16 protein-coding genes are annotated in these 14,652 nt (G+C 65.1%); 5 read left to right on the forward strand and 11 right to left on the reverse strand.

The genetic code is table 11. From position 1 onward, the window contains the following. Positions 1-32 precede the first annotated feature (32 nt). The 6 genes from lepB to F8A10_RS16575 form a co-directional block, all read right to left on the reverse strand. Positions 33-824 carry a signal peptidase I gene (lepB, locus tag F8A10_RS16550; RefSeq protein ID WP_369750423.1) on the reverse strand — a complete coding sequence of 264 codons (792 nt, stop codon included), beginning with the start codon at positions 822-824 and terminating at the stop codon, positions 33-35. 58 nt (positions 825-882) lie between these two features. Continuing rightward, positions 883-1,302 (reverse strand): holo-ACP synthase, encoded by a 420-nt coding sequence (gene acpS / locus F8A10_RS16555; RefSeq protein ID WP_010398461.1) that lies wholly within the window; start codon positions 1,300-1,302, stop codon positions 883-885. A 27-nt stretch (positions 1,303-1,329) separates the two neighbouring features. Then, a complete protein-coding gene (locus F8A10_RS16560; RefSeq protein ID WP_040602219.1) occupies positions 1,330-2,064 on the reverse strand; it encodes a pyridoxine 5'-phosphate synthase in 735 nt (244 codons plus the stop codon). Positions 2,065-2,093: 29 nt separating this feature from the next. Beyond that, positions 2,094-2,915, reverse strand: a complete 822-nt coding sequence (locus F8A10_RS16565; RefSeq protein ID WP_085502642.1) for a 4-(cytidine 5'-diphospho)-2-C-methyl-D-erythritol kinase — start codon at positions 2,913-2,915, stop codon at positions 2,094-2,096. A gap of 2 nt (positions 2,916-2,917) precedes the next feature. Continuing rightward, positions 2,918-4,756 carry a tetratricopeptide repeat protein gene (locus F8A10_RS16570; RefSeq protein WP_085502643.1) on the reverse strand — a complete coding sequence of 613 codons (1,839 nt, stop codon included), beginning with the start codon at positions 4,754-4,756 and terminating at the stop codon, positions 2,918-2,920. 94 nt (positions 4,757-4,850) lie between these two features. Beyond that, positions 4,851-6,497, reverse strand: coding sequence for an electron transfer flavoprotein-ubiquinone oxidoreductase (locus F8A10_RS16575; RefSeq protein WP_085502644.1), 1,647 nt, complete (start codon positions 6,495-6,497; stop codon positions 4,851-4,853). 280 nt (positions 6,498-6,777) lie between these two features. Here F8A10_RS16575 and greA point away from each other — a divergent pair, with 280 nt between their 5' ends. Beyond that, positions 6,778-7,248 (forward strand): transcription elongation factor GreA, encoded by a 471-nt coding sequence (gene greA / locus F8A10_RS16580; protein WP_010398449.1) that lies wholly within the window; start codon positions 6,778-6,780, stop codon positions 7,246-7,248. A gap of 17 nt (positions 7,249-7,265) precedes the next feature. Continuing rightward, the gene (locus F8A10_RS16585) at positions 7,266-8,210 is read left to right on the forward strand and encodes a hypothetical protein (protein WP_085502645.1); all 945 of its coding nucleotides are present in this window, start codon (positions 7,266-7,268) and stop codon (positions 8,208-8,210) included. Here F8A10_RS16585 and F8A10_RS16590 read toward each other — a convergent pair. Next, positions 8,207-8,794, reverse strand: a complete 588-nt coding sequence (locus F8A10_RS16590; RefSeq protein WP_085502646.1) for a GNAT family N-acetyltransferase — start codon at positions 8,792-8,794, stop codon at positions 8,207-8,209. The two genes, F8A10_RS16585 and F8A10_RS16590, sit on opposite strands and share 4 nt — an antisense overlap. Before the next feature lie 87 nt (positions 8,795-8,881). Between F8A10_RS16590 and F8A10_RS16595 the strand changes: the two genes are divergently transcribed. Then, positions 8,882-9,658 carry an AzlC family ABC transporter permease gene (locus F8A10_RS16595; protein ID WP_139824607.1) on the forward strand — a complete coding sequence of 259 codons (777 nt, stop codon included), beginning with the start codon at positions 8,882-8,884 and terminating at the stop codon, positions 9,656-9,658. Beyond that, positions 9,655-9,987 carry an AzlD domain-containing protein gene (locus F8A10_RS16600; protein ID WP_010398440.1) on the forward strand — a complete coding sequence of 111 codons (333 nt, stop codon included), beginning with the start codon at positions 9,655-9,657 and terminating at the stop codon, positions 9,985-9,987. Before F8A10_RS16595 ends, F8A10_RS16600 begins: the two co-directional genes overlap by 4 nt. Here F8A10_RS16600 and F8A10_RS16605 read toward each other — a convergent pair. The 4 genes from F8A10_RS16605 to F8A10_RS16620 all read right to left on the reverse strand — a co-directional run bounded on the left by F8A10_RS16605 (position 9,972) and on the right by F8A10_RS16620 (position 13,566). Further along, positions 9,972-10,619: a hypothetical protein gene (locus tag F8A10_RS16605; protein ID WP_010398437.1), complete on the reverse strand. Its 648-nt coding sequence runs from the start codon at positions 10,617-10,619 to the stop codon at positions 9,972-9,974. The two genes, F8A10_RS16600 and F8A10_RS16605, sit on opposite strands and share 16 nt — an antisense overlap. A gap of 22 nt (positions 10,620-10,641) precedes the next feature. Further along, the gene (locus F8A10_RS16610) at positions 10,642-10,794 is read right to left on the reverse strand and encodes an aa3-type cytochrome c oxidase subunit IV (protein WP_010398435.1); all 153 of its coding nucleotides are present in this window, start codon (positions 10,792-10,794) and stop codon (positions 10,642-10,644) included. A gap of 61 nt (positions 10,795-10,855) precedes the next feature. Beyond that, entirely contained in the window at positions 10,856-11,878 is a 1,023-nt protein-coding gene (locus tag F8A10_RS16615) for an MBL fold metallo-hydrolase (RefSeq protein WP_152367929.1), read from the reverse strand. Further along, positions 11,875-13,566 carry an acyl-CoA dehydrogenase gene (locus F8A10_RS16620; protein WP_152367930.1) on the reverse strand — a complete coding sequence of 564 codons (1,692 nt, stop codon included), beginning with the start codon at positions 13,564-13,566 and terminating at the stop codon, positions 11,875-11,877. The genes F8A10_RS16615 and F8A10_RS16620 overlap by 4 nt, the downstream gene beginning before the upstream one ends. Before the next feature lie 114 nt (positions 13,567-13,680). Here F8A10_RS16620 and F8A10_RS16625 point away from each other — a divergent pair, with 114 nt between their 5' ends. After that, positions 13,681-14,631: an L-threonylcarbamoyladenylate synthase gene (locus F8A10_RS16625; protein ID WP_152367931.1), complete on the forward strand. Its 951-nt coding sequence runs from the start codon at positions 13,681-13,683 to the stop codon at positions 14,629-14,631. Positions 14,632-14,652: the final 21 nt, after the last annotated feature.

A 14,652-nucleotide genomic window follows, 5' to 3' on the forward strand; every position in this document is an offset into this window, starting at 1 on the left:
GCCACGGCGTGGGGCGCCGCAGCAATCTTTCCCTAGTCCACCGCCTTGAAGAAACGGTCGGCCCGCCAGGTCCAGAAATACAACAGCGATTTGCCCGCCGACGAGAATACGATCCGGTCGGCCCGCCCGATCAGATATTCCGCAGGCACCATGCCGACGCCGCCCACAGCTGCCGGCCAGCGCGAGTCGCCCGAGTTGTCGCGGTTATCGCCAAGGAAGAAGTAGTTGCCCTCGGGCACGGTGAATTCGGCCGTATTATCGCCCGGGCCGTTATCAAAGATGTTCAGCACGTCATGGGCGACGCCGTTTGGCAACGTCTCGGTATAGCGGTCCTTTTCGCAGGCGCCGCCTTCGGGCACCGGCTCGTTGCGGCACTTGGGCAGGGTCTGCTGCGGGCCCTGAGGCTCATAGGGTTCGGTAAAAGTGCCGGCGGGCTGCTGGGGCACCTCTTGGCCGTTGATCCACAGAACGCCGTTCCTGATCTGGATGCGGTCGCCGGGCAGGCCGATCACCCGCTTGATAAAGTCGTCGCCGCGCGTCGGATGGCGAAAGACCACCACATCGCCGCGCTCGGGCTCTGAACCGAGGATACGCCCCGAGATCGGGCACATCGAAAACGGGCAGGACACCCGCGAATAGCCATAGGCCATCTTGTTCACAAAGAGGAAATCACCGATCAGCAGCGTGTCTTTCATGCTGCCCGAGGGAATCCAGAAGGGCTGGAAGAACAGGGTGCGGAACACCCCCGCAATCACCAGCGCCCAGAAGATGGTCTTGATGGTTTCCCAGATGCCCCCATCCTTGCGGGCTTCGCTCTTGGCCATGTCTGCCATTCCCTTCATCGGCAAGTCGCGCGTTCATGGGGTGCAGGCGGCTGCAAAGTCAACCCGTGGCAGGCTTCACGCTGTCAGGAAGCGCCTCGATCACCACGAAAGCCTGCGCCCAGGGGTGGTCATCGGTCAGCGTCACATGCACATGTGCGTGATGGCCGGGCGGGGTCATCGCGGCCAGCCGCTCGGCCGCCCAGCCGGTCAGCTCCATCGTCGGCTGGCCGGTCCGCAGGTTTCTGACCGCCATGTCCCGCCAGGAAATCCCCATGGCGAGCCCGGTTCCCAGCGCCTTTGAGCAGGCTTCCTTGGCGGCCCAGCGTTTTGCAAGCGTCGCTGCCTCGTGTCGGCGGCGGCTGGCAAGCGCCAGTTCCCTGTCGGTAAACACGCGGCGGCGAAAGCGGTCGCCGTGGCGCTCAAGCACCCCGGCGATGCGGTCGATGTTGCAAAGATCCGAGCCTATGCCAAGAATCATGCGCCTGATAGCTCCTTCATGGGCGTGTCAGCCGCGCGCAGCGTCCATGCGCTCGCGCATTTCACGGATCGCCTGACCAAGACCCAGAAAGACCGATTCGGCGATCAGGAAATGGCCGATGTTCAGTTCGCGCAGTTCGGGGATCGCGGCGATCGGGCCGACAGTGTCAAAGGTCAGGCCGTGGCCGGCATGAACCTCAAGCCCCAGCCCGTGGGCTTGCACCGCAGCCTTACGCAAAGCCTCAAGCTCTTGATCGCGCTCGCTCAGCCGGCCTTCGGTATCATAGTCGCAATAGGCACCCGTGTGCAGCTCCACGACTGCTGCGCCGATGCGGGCGGCGGCCTCGATCTGCGCGGGCTCATGCCCGATGAACAGCGAAACGCGGCAGCCGGCATCGCGCAAGGGGGCGATGAAATCGGCAAGGCAGGCCTCGTTTCCGGCCACATCGAGCCCGCCTTCGGTAGTGCGCTCTTCGCGTTTTTCGGGGACGATGCAGACGGCATGGGGACGGTGGCGCAGCGCGATGGCCTGCATTTCCGCAGTAGCCGCCATCTCAAGGTTCAGCGGCAGGCTCAGCGTTTCCATCAGCCGGTCGATATCTGTGTCCGAGATATGACGCCGGTCCTCGCGCAGATGGGCGGTGATACCGTCGGCGCCGGCCTTCTCGGCCAGCCTCGCGGCCCGGACCGGATCGGGCCAGGGCGTGCCGCGGGCGTTGCGGATGGTGGCGACGTGGTCGATGTTGACGCCAAGGCGCAGCATGATGTTCCCCTTGTGGATTTTACGGCAGGTTAGACCTTTGCCGGCGCAAGTCCAGACGCGGCCACCCACCAGTCAGGATTCGTCCCCAAGATGCGGTCGCGGGCAGCCTTTGCATCGGCGGCGCTGGCGAACAGGCCAAAGCAGGTCGCGCCCGATCCCGACATGCGGGCAAGCAGTGCGTCGGTGTCCCGGATCGCGGCCAGACAATTCGCAATCCTGGGCATAAGCGCGATGGCCGGAGCTTCCAGATCATTGCGGCAGTCGCGCAGAAAATCGACCAGCGCCTCAGCATTGGTGAAATCGGGCAGATGCTTGGGCATGGGCGGGTTGTCCCGTTGCCCAAGCGCCTTGAATACGGCGGGGGTGGACATGGCCGCGCCGGGATTGACCAGCACCACATGCAGGGGGGGCAAGGCAGGCAGCGGTGTCAGTATCTCGCCAAGGCCCTGCATCCGCACCGGACGGCTGGCAAGACAGGCGGGAACGTCGGCGCCCAGCATCTCCAGCCGCTCGGGCCGGGCATCGAGCGCGCGCAGCACGGCCGCCGCATCAGCCGAGCCGCCGCCGATGCCCGAGGCGACGGGCAGGTTCTTTTCCAGCGTGATCCGCGCCTCGCGTCCAGCCAGTCGCGCGGCGCGCAGGCAAAGGTTGTCCGGTTCGGCCGCAAGACCCTGGGCAAAGGGGCCGGTCAGACTGAGCGACAGCGGACCCGGAGCGACCGTGACCACATCGCCCAACTCAAGAAACACCACCAGCGAATCAAGCAGGTGATAACCGTCCGGGCGGCGTCCGGTGACATGCAGGGTCAGGTTCAGCTTGGCGGGGGCCGCCTCGCGCCGGGTCAGGGGCATGGTCACTCGGCCCGGGTCGGTTCCGGCGGGGCATGAACTTCGGGCAGCTTGCCGCCGTTGGCCTTTTCCTCTTCGAGCACGGCGTCAAGGCCGCGTTCCAGCTTGGCGCGGATGCGGCGGGCCTCGTCCTCGGTCTCGGGCTTCAGCGACAGGGCGCGGCGCCACTGGATCTCGGCCTCGCGGTGACGGCCGGCCATCCAGTAAATGTCGCCCATATGGTCGTTGACCAGCGCATCGCTGGCCATGGCCGCAACCGCCCGCTCCATCGGTGCGACGGCCTCTTGATAGCGGCCAAGGCGGAAATAGGCCCAGGCCAGCGAATCAAGGATATAGCCGTCAGTAGGCCGCAGATCGACCGCGCGCTGGATCAGCTTGAGCGCCTCTTCCAGTTTTTCGTTACGATCGACGAGGCTGTAGCCCAGATAGTTCAGCACCTGCGCCGAATCAGGACGAATTTTCAGTGCGGCGCGGAAATCGGCCTCGGCTTTGGTGAACTGGCCCGAGCGTTCCAGCGCGATGCCACGCGCATAAAGCGGGAACCAGCGTGCCTCGGGGTTGTCCTCGCCCAGAAGGCTGAGCGCCTTGTCATAGGCCGGGATGGCCTGACTGAACTTGTCCTGCTGGCGCAGGATGTCACCAAGCGCGATCCAGCCCTGAGCCAGCTCGGGATGGGTGGCGGTCAGCGCCAGAGTTGCTTTTTCAGCATCGGCCAGCCGGTCGGCGCGGGCCAGCGCGTCGATGCGCGACAGTTCGGCGATTGGGCGCATTTCGCCCTGTTCGCGCAGCTCTTCGAATTCGCGTTCGGCAAGGTCAAACTGGCCGAATCCTTGCAAAAGCTGGGCGGCAAGCAACCGTGCCTCGCCCAGATCGGGGGCAAGATATTCGGCCAGCCGGGCATGGATCAGCGCCAGCGGGTCAGGCTCATCGCTGCTGGCCAGAACCGAGCCGAAGGTCAGAAAGACCTGCGCGATCCCGTCAGCCGGGGTGCGCACTGATTCAAAGGGCAGCGTCTCGCCCTTGGCCAACCGGTCGCGCAGCGCCACGAGATAGGGCTCTTCGGCAAAGCCGGGGGTTTCCTCAAGCATGGCGATGGCGTCGCGGTTGCGTTCCAGCTGCGACAGCACCTGCGCATGCGCGATGATGCCCAGAATATGGGCGCCGGTCGCGGGATCAGCCAGCAGCAGCTCGGCCCCTTCAAAGTCGCCGACCTGCGCCTTGGCCAACGCCAGATGGTAGTTCACCATCGAAGCTGCGCCGCGCAGCTTGGTCAGCTGCTTGAACTCGGTCAGCGATTCGCCGGCGCGGCCGGAACCAAGCTGCGCCCAGGCGTGCATCAGCCCATCGACGAGCACGGTGCCGTCGGACGTATCGCCTCCACGGGACGCGGGCACATCCCCGATGGCCGAGACAAGTGCGTCCCAGCGCCCGGTGCGCGCCATTTCGGTGCGCTGGACCAGCTTGGCCAGATCGGTGGCGCGGCCCTGATCGGACATGGTGACGGCAAGCGCAGTGGCCCGCTCCATCTCGCCGGTCGAGATCAGCGCGACAAGGGCGCTGTCCTGCAGATAGGGGTCGCTGTCTGCATGGGCCAGTGCCTGCAGGTAATAGTCGGCGGCGGTGGAAAAGTCGTTCTGGATCGCGGCCATGCGCGCCGCCAGATAGGGACCGGCCAGCCCGCGAATTTCAGGCGCGGGGGGCTCGGGGCGGTGGGCCGGCCGCTCACTGTCCGGCGCGGCGGGGGCTTCGGCCTGAGCAAGCAGGGGGGCAGCCATGGCGGCGCCCTGAGGCAGCGGCGCGGTGGTCAGCGCGATCAGCGCCAGCGGGATCAGTCTTGTGGTCACGGCTTGGGCCCATGTCTAGGCAGTTTGCGCTGAACCCTAGCCGCCGCAGCGTCGATGGGCAACGCTGCGGCAGGCATGTCGCACCTATGTGCGATCACATATTCGGGTAGTTTGGTCCGTCGCCGCCTTGTGGTGTTGTCCAGTTGATGTTCTGGCTGGGATCCTTGATGTCGCAGGTCTTGCAGTGGACGCAGTTCTGGAAGTTGATCTGGAAGCGCGGCCCTTCTGGCCCATCAAGCACCTCATAGACCCCGGCCGGGCAATAGCGTTGCGCCGGCTCGGCATAAAGCGGCAGGTTCACCGCAATCGGCACCGAGGGGTCCTTGAGCTTCAGGTGACAGGGCTGGCTTTCCTCGTGGTTGGTAAAGGAAAACGCCACGTTGGTCAGCCGGTCAAAGGACAGCTTCCCGTCAGGCCTGGGATATTCGATGGGCTGGAAATCGGCCGCCTTGCCGGTTGCCTCGGCATCCGTCTTGCCGTGTTTCCAGGTGCCAAGGGGGTTCCAGCCGGTCAGGTTTGCCACCCACATGTCAAAGCCGCCTAGCGCAAGGCTGGCCCAAAGGCCAAGTTTCGACCAGATCGGCTTGACGTTGCGCACCGGCTTGAGGTCGCGGGCGATGGGACCCGAACGGACGTCGGCCTCATATTCGGCAAGCTCGTCGCCCGCGCGGCCCGCGGCGATGGCGGCGGCTGCGGCCTCGGCTGCGGCGATGCCCGACAGCATGGCGTTGTGGTTGCCCTTGATGCGCGGCACGTTCACCAGACCGGCCGAACAGCCAAGCAGAGCCGCCCCCGGGACAGTCAGTTTCGGGATCGACTGCCAGCCGCCCTCGGAAATCGCGCGGGCACCATAGGCGACGCGCTTGCCGCCTTCGAGCAGGTCAGCGACCAGCGGATGATGCTTGAACCGCTGGAACTCCATATAAGGATAAAGGTGCGGGTTGGCGTAGTTCAGGTGGACGACAAAGCCGACAAGCACCTGATTACCCTCAAGGTGATAGATGAAGCTGCCGCCGCCTGCGTTTTTGCCCAGCGGCCAGCCCATCGTGTGGGTGACCTTGCCCGGCCTGGCCTTGGAGGGCTCGATCTCCCAGATCTCTTTCATGCCGATGCCGAATTTCTGCGGCTCATGCCCGGCAGAGAGGCTGTATTTATTGATCAGCTCCTTGGCGAGACTGCCGCGCACGCCCTCGGCGATCAGCACATATTTGCCGCGCAGTTCCATGCCGGGCTCATAGGACGGGCCGGGGGTGCCGTCGGCCTCAAGCCCCATTTCACCCGCAACGACGCCGACGACGCGGTCGCCCTCATAGACCAGTTGCGAACAGGCCATGCCGGGGAAGATCTCGACCTCCAGCGCTTCGGCCTGTTCGGCAAGCCAGCGGCAGACATTGCCCATCGAAACGATATATTTGCCGTGGTTGTTCATCAGGGGCGGCATCGGCCAGTTCGGAACCCGCACCTGGCCCTGTTCGCCAAGGATATAGAAGTTATCCTCGATGACCTCGGTCGAGATCGGAGCACCTTTTTCGCGCCAGTCGGGGATCAGCCGGTCCAGCCCCGAGGGGTCCAGCACCGCACCCGACAGAATATGTGCCCCGATCTCGGACCCCTTCTCAAGCAGCACCACCGACAGTTCGGGGTTGATCTGCTTCAGCCGGATCGCTGCAGAAAGGCCGGCAGGCCCACCGCCAACGATAACGACATCATATTCCATCGACTCGCGGACGATTTCAGACATGGCTCGGCCCCTCAGTTATCCCTGGCTCGTGAATCTGCGTTGCACACCTAGCGCGTAATAATCTTGCGGGCAATCGTAACGCGACGCAGCATAATCAAACTGCGACCTCTTCTTAGGCGGCCTCTTGCAGAGTACTGGCGGCGGGGCTTGCAAGAAAGATCGGAACGATACACGATGCCGGCGGATTTTTCAGCGGGCGCCCTCGGCCAAAGGCCGGGGGCGTTCCAACACCTTGTTTCGCGTTGACTGGGGTCGCCTGGCTGCGACCGGAAGGACTGGAATGGAAAAGATACCGATGACCCGCGCGGGCTATGACCAGCTGGATGAGGAACTGCGCGAATTGCGCTCGGTTCAGCGTCCTGCGGTGATCCGCGCCATCGCCGAGGCCCGGGAGCATGGCGATCTGTCGGAAAACGCCGAATACCATGCAGCGCGCGAAAAGCAGAGCTTTGTCGAAGGCCGCATCAAAGAGCTTGAGGTGATCCTGTCGCGGGCCGAGGTCATCGACCCCTCAAAGCTGAGCGGCAGCATCAAGTTCGGTGCGACCGTCACGCTGCTTGACGAGGACACCGAAGAAGAGCGCACCTATCAGGTCGTCGGCGAGGCCGAGGCGGATCTGGAGCGCGGCCTTTTGAACATCCGCTCGCCCTTGGCCCGTGCCCTGATCGGCAAGGAAGAGGGCGACAGCGTCGAGGTGGTGACCCCTGGCGGTGAGAAATCCTATGAGATCATTTCGGTCCGTTATGTCTGACCGGTGGGGCGGGGCGCATGGATTCGCTTGATGCTCTGCGCCGGGTCGCGGTCGAACAGGCCCGTAACCGCGTGCTGATCGCCGGTGCGGCGGCAAGTGTTGCATGGCTGGCCTTGGCTGGGCTTTTCGCGCTGATCGGCTCCGATTCTGAAGGCGGCGCGGGCTGGCCGGTCTGGCTGGTCGGTCTGCTTTTGCCGCTGGCGTTGATCTGGCTGGCGGTCTGGTCGGCACGCAGCCTTCTGGCGCTGCGCCACGAGGCCGAAGAGCTGCGCACCATCCTGGCCCGCATGCAGGGTCAGGACCCGTCAGACCTCGGCATCCCCGCCGATCGCCATGATGCCGAGCCGCGCCGGACCCCACGCCGCAGCGCCGTCCCACCCGCGCCGCGCCCGGCAGCGGATGCGCGCCAGGCCTCGCTGGAGCTTGATTCGCCCCCCGCGACCGAATTGACCGCGACCGAACTTTTCTACGCCCTGAATTTTCCTGACGGCCCCGAGGACCGCGAGGCGATTCGCAGCCTGCGCCTGGCGCTTGCTGATCCCGGGATGGCCCGGCTGATCCGCGCCGCACAGGATGTCGTCACGCTGCTGGCCGGTCAGGGCGTTTATATGGATGAGCTTGAACTGGCCGAGGCCGACCCCGCCCTGTGGCGCCGCTTTGCCGAGGGCGCACGCGGAGAGGCGGTGGCTGAGCTGGCTACGATCCGTGATGAGACCGCGCTTGCCACCGCCGGTACCATGCTGCGCAGCGACGAAGTCTTTCGCGATGTGGCCCATCACTTTCTGCGCCATTTCGACCGCCTGTTAAGCCGTAAGGTTCAGGACAGCGATCCGCAGCTGTTGGCGGCGCTGGCTGAAAGCCGCTCGGGCCGGGCCTTTACGCTGCTTGCGCAAGTAACCGGTATGCTGGGCCGGGACGAGAGTGCGGAAGAGGCACAGGCCGAAGCCGAAGGCGACGCCTAGACGGCCATCCGTAGAACATGGGCAGGGGCCGACCATGGCCAGCCCAGTCTTTCCCGCCCGAGGTGCCGAAACCCCATCGCCTGCCATGCAGCCAGTGCGGCGTGGTTCCGGGCATGAACCTCGGCCCTCAGGGCAGGATACCCAAATTCGCGAGCATGGGCGGCAGCGGCTTTGACCAAAGCGCGGGCGATGCCGCGCCGCCGCCACTCTGGCCGCACCGCGACCCCGTCCAGTACCAGATCCGTCGTCTCACCCCCGCCAAGATACAGTGCTGTCGTCAGATGCCGCAGTCGTCCGCCAAACGGACCCCATGCGGCAACAAAGCCCCCGGCGTCCGGGCTGAGGAAGCCGCCATTCGCATCGCGCAGTCCCGCGACCCCGACAAGGCGGCCTGCCGGGGACAGGGCGACAAGCGCCTGTCCGGGCCGCATGGCGGTACGGATCAGCGCAACGCCCTGTCGCGCCCGGGCAGGCAGGGGCGAGATCTGCGCACCGAAATGACGCCAGTAGAGCGCCGCCACAGCGCCCTGCAATTCATCGGGGATGCCGCGCAAGATACGGGGTGGGGTCAGTGGTCCGGGCATTCGGGTCCTGATTTTCGGTCCTTGTATCGGCTCGCGGTTTTGGCGAAGGTGCGGCCAGCCATAACGTTATCTCGAGCCAGTTTCATCATGTCAGCGCAAGCCGAACTTGCGGCCAGTCCCAATCTGTCCCCCGAACAGAGCCGCGCCCTGCAGCGCAGCCCCGCACAATGCGTGCGCCACGGGTTTTTGCAGGCGCTGCCCTTTATCCTTGTGCTTATGCCTTTTGGCATGCTTTTCGGCGTCGTCGCATCTGAGGCGGGGCTGGATCTGGCACAGACCGTCGGCTTTACGGTGCTGGTACTGGCCGGGGCCTCGCAGTTCACTGCCGTCCAGTTGCTGACCGATCATGCGCCGGTGCTGGTCATCATCGTGTCGGCCATCGCGGTCAATCTGCGCATGGCGATGTATTCGGCTTCGCTTGTGCCATGGCTGGGCGCGGCGCGGCCGCGTGACCGGGCGTGGATCGCCTATGCGCTGATCGACCAAAGCTATGCGCTGTCGATCCAGCATTACGAAAAGCACCCGCGGCTGAGCATTGATCAGCGTGTCGGCTATTTCCTTGGCTCGGTGCTGGCAACCTGCCCGGTATGGGTGGTGGCGATGCTGCTGGGCTTTTGGCTGGGCAAATCCATCCCCGAGGACTGGGCGCTGGATTTCGCCATGCCGATCACCTTTCTGGCGCTGATCTCGCCCATGCTGCGCACCCCCGCCCATGTCGCGGCGGCGCTGGTTGCCGTTGTGGGTTCGCTGATCTTTGCCTTCCTGCCCTCAGGGCTGGGGCTGTTCGTTGCGGCACCGCTTGCCATGATCACCGGCGCCGTGGTCGAGGCGCTTATGGAGCGCAGAAACGGAGCGCGCCTGTGACCGGCTACAGTGACTCGACGATCTGGCTGATCATTGTGGCGGTGGGGCTGGGGACCTATGGGCTGCGCTGGTCCTTTCTGGGTATCTTTGGCAGCCGGCCGATGCCGATCTGGGCCCAGCGGATGCTGCGTTATACGGCGGTGGGCGTGCTGCCGGCTATTGTCGCGCCACTGGTCGTCTGGCCTGCGGCGACGCATGGCGAACCCGATCCCGCACGGATGATTGCGGCGGTTGCAGCCGTGGCGGTAGGGGTGCTGACGCGCAACGTTCTGGCGGCCATCCTTGCCGGGATGACCGTCCTTTACACCGCGCTTTATTTCATGGCGTGAAGCTGGCCGTCCTTGCCATAACCGGCGATTACGCCGCTTTTCTGGCGCAAAAGCACGTCATGGTTATTGGCCGGATCGCCGTCCATATGGCGTTTTGAGGTGACGCCGGGCAGGGTCAGGAACCAGTTGCGCAGCTTGGTCACCGAAAAGCCGGTCGGTGCGCCCTCAAAGCCCGGAACGCGGCGCAATGCCTGACCGGTGTTGACGGCGCAGAAGCTTTTGTTCGCGGCACCCTGCTGCTCGACCGAGCGGATCGCGGCATCGGCGATGGCCAGCGGCACCTGCACCGTGTCCTCGGCCACCCAATAGGTCGAGCGGGCGTGGTAATCGATGTAGAAATTCTTGAAGTTCGGGGTGATCCCGTACAGCACGTCATGGCGTTCGGGGATCGCGGGGTGTTCCCAGCTGCCGGCGGGGTCATAGATCACCCGCTGGCTGCCGTTGATCATCAGCGCGGAATGCCCGCCCTCGCCACGCGGGATGCCGATGACGCTGAACAGCGTGATCGAAGGAGGCTCATTCGAGACATAGCGGGCGCGCCGGACGGCTTCGTCGCTGGCCCATTTGTTGTCGGCTCCGCAGGCCGCAAGCACGGCTGGCAGCCCCAGCGCAAGGAAGGCACGCCTTTGCATGTTCGATTTTCCCCGGTCAGGTTCAGGCGTTGGTCAGCGCCAGGAACACCAGCACGACAATGGCCAGGGCACCAACCCAGGTCGAAGCCTTGATGAAGCCGGCAAAGGTCGCCTGCTGATGACGGATGTCCATTTCGCCGTGTTTGTGATCGGTGATTTCGTGATGCGAGGCCATGATCCTGTCCGTGAACGATACGATGCGTCTGGCGCAGGGATAGCGCAAGGTCGAGGCCGTGTCACGCCCCCCAGAGCACCGCTCCGCCCTCAGTCTTGCCCACCGGCCACACCCGGCCTGTGGCATGCAGGTGATTGATGTGTCCGACTGCCTCGGCCAGTGCCAGGCCGAATTCGGGCTTGGCGATCGGGCGGCGATAGAGCAGGGGAAAGCACCCCACCACGGTCAGCGGCTCGTGCTGCAGTCCCTCGACCAGACGGTCAAGCGCGGCGCGCTGATTCTCGGCCAGCTGGCGCAGCCGGGTCGGCAGCCCGCGATAAGGCAACTTGTGGCCGGGCAGAATCAGCTGGTCAGGCCGGGCGAACTGCGCTAGCCGGTCGCAGCTTTCCAGCCAGTCGCCGACGGTATCGGCCTCGGGCTCGGTCGGATAGACGCCGAGATTGGGCGAGATGGTCGCCAGCATCTGATCTCCGCCGATCACCAGATCGTCGTTGAGCGACCATAGCGTGACATGTTCGGGCGCGTGGCCGTGCCCCATGCGTACCACCCAGCGCCGCCCGCCAAAGGCGATCTCCTGTCCCTCGTGCAGGCGGCGATAGCCGGGGGGCAGGGGCGCGCAGACATCGGCGCTGTTAAAGGGACGTTCGTGGCTGCGTTCCTCGATCAGTTCGGGCGGCATACCTGCGCGGCGCCAAAAGGCGATGGCCTGCGGGGTGGGGCGCTCTTGCACGTCAAGAATGCCCATGCGCGCGGTCAGCCATGCCGTGCGCGAGGTCCACAGCTCGGCCCCCTGTGAAAGAAACCACCCGGCAAGGCCGATATGGTCGATGTGGTGATGGGTAGCAATCAGCCGGCGCACCGGTGCCCCGGCAAGCGGCCCTTGCAGGATGCCTTGCCAGATTGCGCGCGTCCGCCGGGTATCCAGACCCGTATCCACCACCGTCCAGCCATCCGCATCGTGAAAGGCATAGACATTCACTGTATCGGGCTTGAATGGCAGGGGCAGGTGTAACCAGAACGCACCCGGGGCGATTTCATGCGCCTCGCCCTCGGGTGGGGGATTATGTGTCTCGCTGCGTATCACCCGGCCATCTGGCCTGACAGGGCTGCGTCGTCAAGCGCCTCAAGGTCCGAGACACCGGCGCGGGCGGCGGCCAGATCGGCAGAAAACTGCGGCAGGATGCGGGTGATATAGATGCGGGCCAGAGGCTTGTTGCCGCCCTGGGTTGCCGCGCGCAGGTGGTAATGCGCGCCAAGCACCCTGGCAAAGGCCGAAAGATAAGGCACCGCGCCGGCGAAACGGTCGGCCATATCGAGACCCAGCAGCTCTTGCGTCGCTTCGCGCAGGGTTTCGGCGGCCTGCCAGACCTGATTGGCCAGATCCGGTTCGGCTGGCTGCGCGGCCTTTGCCCCATCAAGGATCTCGTCCAGCAGCGCCATTGCCGCCGCTCCGCCGTCCGACAGTTTGCGGCCGACCAGATCCATGGCCTGAATGCCGTTCGTGCCTTCGTAGATCGCGGTGATGCGGACGTCGCGCAGATATTGGGCCGCGCCGGTTTCCTCGATAAAGCCCATGCCGCCATGAACCTGTACCGCGGTATCGGCAATGCGAATGCCGACATCGGTGCCATGGGCTTTGGCGATCGGGGTCAGAAAGGCCGCGCGCGCGGCCCATTCCTCTTGCCCAGTGGCGCGCGCCATATCCAGCGCCACCGCGCAGCCAAGACAGATCGCGCGGGCGGCAAAGACCTCGGCGCGCGAGGTGGCAAGCATCCGGCGCACATCGGGATGGCGGATGATCGGACCCATCTGCATCCGCTCGGCGGCATAGGCTGTGGCCTGCTGCAAGGCGGCCTCGGCCTGTGCGACGCCCTGCACGCCGACGCCCAGCCGGGCGGCGTTCATCATCGTGAACATGGCGGCCATGCCCTTGTGTTCTTCGCCCACGAGCCAGCCTTTCGCGCCCTCAAAGCTCATCACGCAGGTCGGGCTGCCGTGGATACCCAGCTTGTGTTCAAGGCTGACGGTGCGCAGATCGTTTGCAACGCCCGGATTGCCGTTTTCGTCGGGGATGAGTTTCGGTACCATGAACAGGCTGATGCCGCGTGTACCCGGCCCGCCGTCGGGCAGTCGGGCAAGGACCAGGTGGCAGACATTCTCGGTCACATCGCTGTCGCCCCAGGTGATAAAGATTTTTTGCCCGGTGATACGATAGGTGCCGTCCCCGGCGCGTTCGGCGCGGGTGGTCAGGGCGCCAACATCCGAACCGGCCTGAGGCTCGGTCAGGTTCATCGTTCCCGACCATTCGCCCGAGATCAGCCGCGGCAGGTAAAGCGCCTTAAGCTCATCACTGCCGTGATGTTCCAGCGCCTCGATCTGGCCCTGCGTCAGCAGCGGGTTCAGTTGCAGCGCAAGACAGCCCGAAGCGACCATCTCGTTTACCGCCATGTTCAGCGATTGCGGCAGGCCCATGCCGCCATATTCGGGGTTGGCGGCAAGGCCGATCCAGCCGCCCTCGGCCAGCGCGCGAAATGCCTCGGCATAGCCGGGCGAAGAGCGCAGCTTGCCGTTTTCAAGCCGGGCAGGGGTCAGGTCGCCCGCGCGGTTCACCGGTGCGATTACCTCGGTCGCAAGCTTGCCCGCCTCGGTCAGGATCGCGGTCGCGGTCTCGGCTGTTGCTTCGGCAAAGCGTGTGGTGGCGGACAGGTCCGGAAAGGACACGATCCTGTTCAGGATGAACTCGATCTGTTCGACCGGGGCTTGATAGGCCATCCGCGCTGTCTCCCTCTGGCGCCTTGGCAAACCCTGTTGCGGCGCGTAACTGATCCTTTGGGTCTCGATCATATTTGTGGGCCCACGCCCATCAACCACAACCCGACGTAACGAATGCATACCGAGATACTAGGTCATGACCTTCGGGGGCTGCGCGCCGCGGCCGAACTGCTGGCGCGGGGCGAACTGGTCGCCATCCCGACCGAGACGGTCTATGGCCTTGCCGGCGATGCGCGCAACCCCCTTGCCGTTGCGCGTATTTATGAGGTCAAGGGCCGTCCGTCCTTTAATCCGCTGATCGTCCATCTGCCGGATATTGCTGCGGCCGGACGTATCGCGGTCCTTGGACCCGAGGCACTGGCGTTGGCGCACAGGTTCTGGCCGGGCGCGCTGACGCTGGTGCTGCCGCTGCGCGAAGATTCGGGCATCGCCTCGCTTGTCACGGCAGGGCTCAGCACCGTGGCGATTCGCGTGCCCGCCCATCCAGCGGCGCAAGAGCTGTTGCGTACGTTTGACGGACCCTTGGCCGCGCCCTCTGCCAATCCCTCGGGCCGGGTCAGCCCGACCACGGCGGCACATGTCGCTGATCCTGACACCGGGCTTGGCGGGCGTATCGCGGCGGTGCTGGATGCCGGGGCCTGCCCGGTGGGAGTCGAATCGACCATCGTTGGCTGGACCGAAGGCCGCGCGGCCCTGCTGCGCCCCGGAGGCGTCGCCGCCGAAGAGATCGAGGCCGTGCTGGGTCAGCCCCTGTTGCACCCCGTCGCCAATCCCGATGCGCCGAATGCGCCGGGGCAACTGACCAGCCATTATGCCCCGCGCGCCAGCCTGCGGCTGAACGCCGACACGGCCTTGCCGGGTGAGCTTTTGATCGGCTTCGGGTCAGTAACGGGCGAGATGACGCTAAGCGAAAGCGGTGATCTGACCGAGGCGGCCGCACGGCTTTTCGATCTTTTGCGCCGCGCGGATGAGGCAGGCCGCCCTCTTGCCGTCGCGCCGGTGCCCGAGCATGGGTTGGGCGCGGCGATCAATGATCGCCTGCGCCGCGCCGCGGCACCGCGCTAGACCTGATCGCCATTCAAGGTT

The organism is Paracoccus kondratievae, from assembly GCF_009301415.1.
GTDB lineage: Bacteria > Pseudomonadota > Alphaproteobacteria > Rhodobacterales > Rhodobacteraceae > Paracoccus > Paracoccus kondratievae.

What these genes read in the sequence shown, in the direction of transcription:
- F8A10_RS16610 (WP_010398435.1), bottom strand. Translation starts at nt 10,794, where the DNA reads ATGGCCTCGCATCACGAAATCACCGATCACAAACACGGCGAAATGGAC.
- F8A10_RS16590 (WP_085502646.1), bottom strand. Translation starts at nt 8,794, where the DNA reads ATGCCCGGACCACTGACCCCACCCCGTATCTTGCGCGGCATCCCCGAT.
- F8A10_RS16625 (WP_152367931.1), top strand. Translation starts at nt 13,681, where the DNA reads ATGCATACCGAGATACTAGGTCATGACCTTCGGGGGCTGCGCGCCGCG.
- F8A10_RS16575 (WP_085502644.1), bottom strand. Translation starts at nt 6,497, where the DNA reads ATGTCTGAAATCGTCCGCGAGTCGATGGAATATGATGTCGTTATCGTT.
- F8A10_RS16595 (WP_139824607.1), top strand. Translation starts at nt 8,882, where the DNA reads ATGTCAGCGCAAGCCGAACTTGCGGCCAGTCCCAATCTGTCCCCCGAA.
- F8A10_RS16585 (WP_085502645.1), top strand. Translation starts at nt 7,266, where the DNA reads ATGGATTCGCTTGATGCTCTGCGCCGGGTCGCGGTCGAACAGGCCCGT.
- acpS (WP_010398461.1), bottom strand. Translation starts at nt 1,302, where the DNA reads ATGATTCTTGGCATAGGCTCGGATCTTTGCAACATCGACCGCATCGCC.
- greA (WP_010398449.1), top strand. Translation starts at nt 6,778, where the DNA reads ATGGAAAAGATACCGATGACCCGCGCGGGCTATGACCAGCTGGATGAG.
- lepB (WP_369750423.1), bottom strand. Translation starts at nt 824, where the DNA reads ATGGCCAAGAGCGAAGCCCGCAAGGATGGGGGCATCTGGGAAACCATC.
- F8A10_RS16605 (WP_010398437.1), bottom strand. Translation starts at nt 10,619, where the DNA reads ATGCAAAGGCGTGCCTTCCTTGCGCTGGGGCTGCCAGCCGTGCTTGCG.
- F8A10_RS16565 (WP_085502642.1), bottom strand. Translation starts at nt 2,915, where the DNA reads ATGCCCCTGACCCGGCGCGAGGCGGCCCCCGCCAAGCTGAACCTGACC.
- F8A10_RS16620 (WP_152367930.1), bottom strand. Translation starts at nt 13,566, where the DNA reads ATGGCCTATCAAGCCCCGGTCGAACAGATCGAGTTCATCCTGAACAGG.
- F8A10_RS16560 (WP_040602219.1), bottom strand. Translation starts at nt 2,064, where the DNA reads ATGCTGCGCCTTGGCGTCAACATCGACCACGTCGCCACCATCCGCAAC.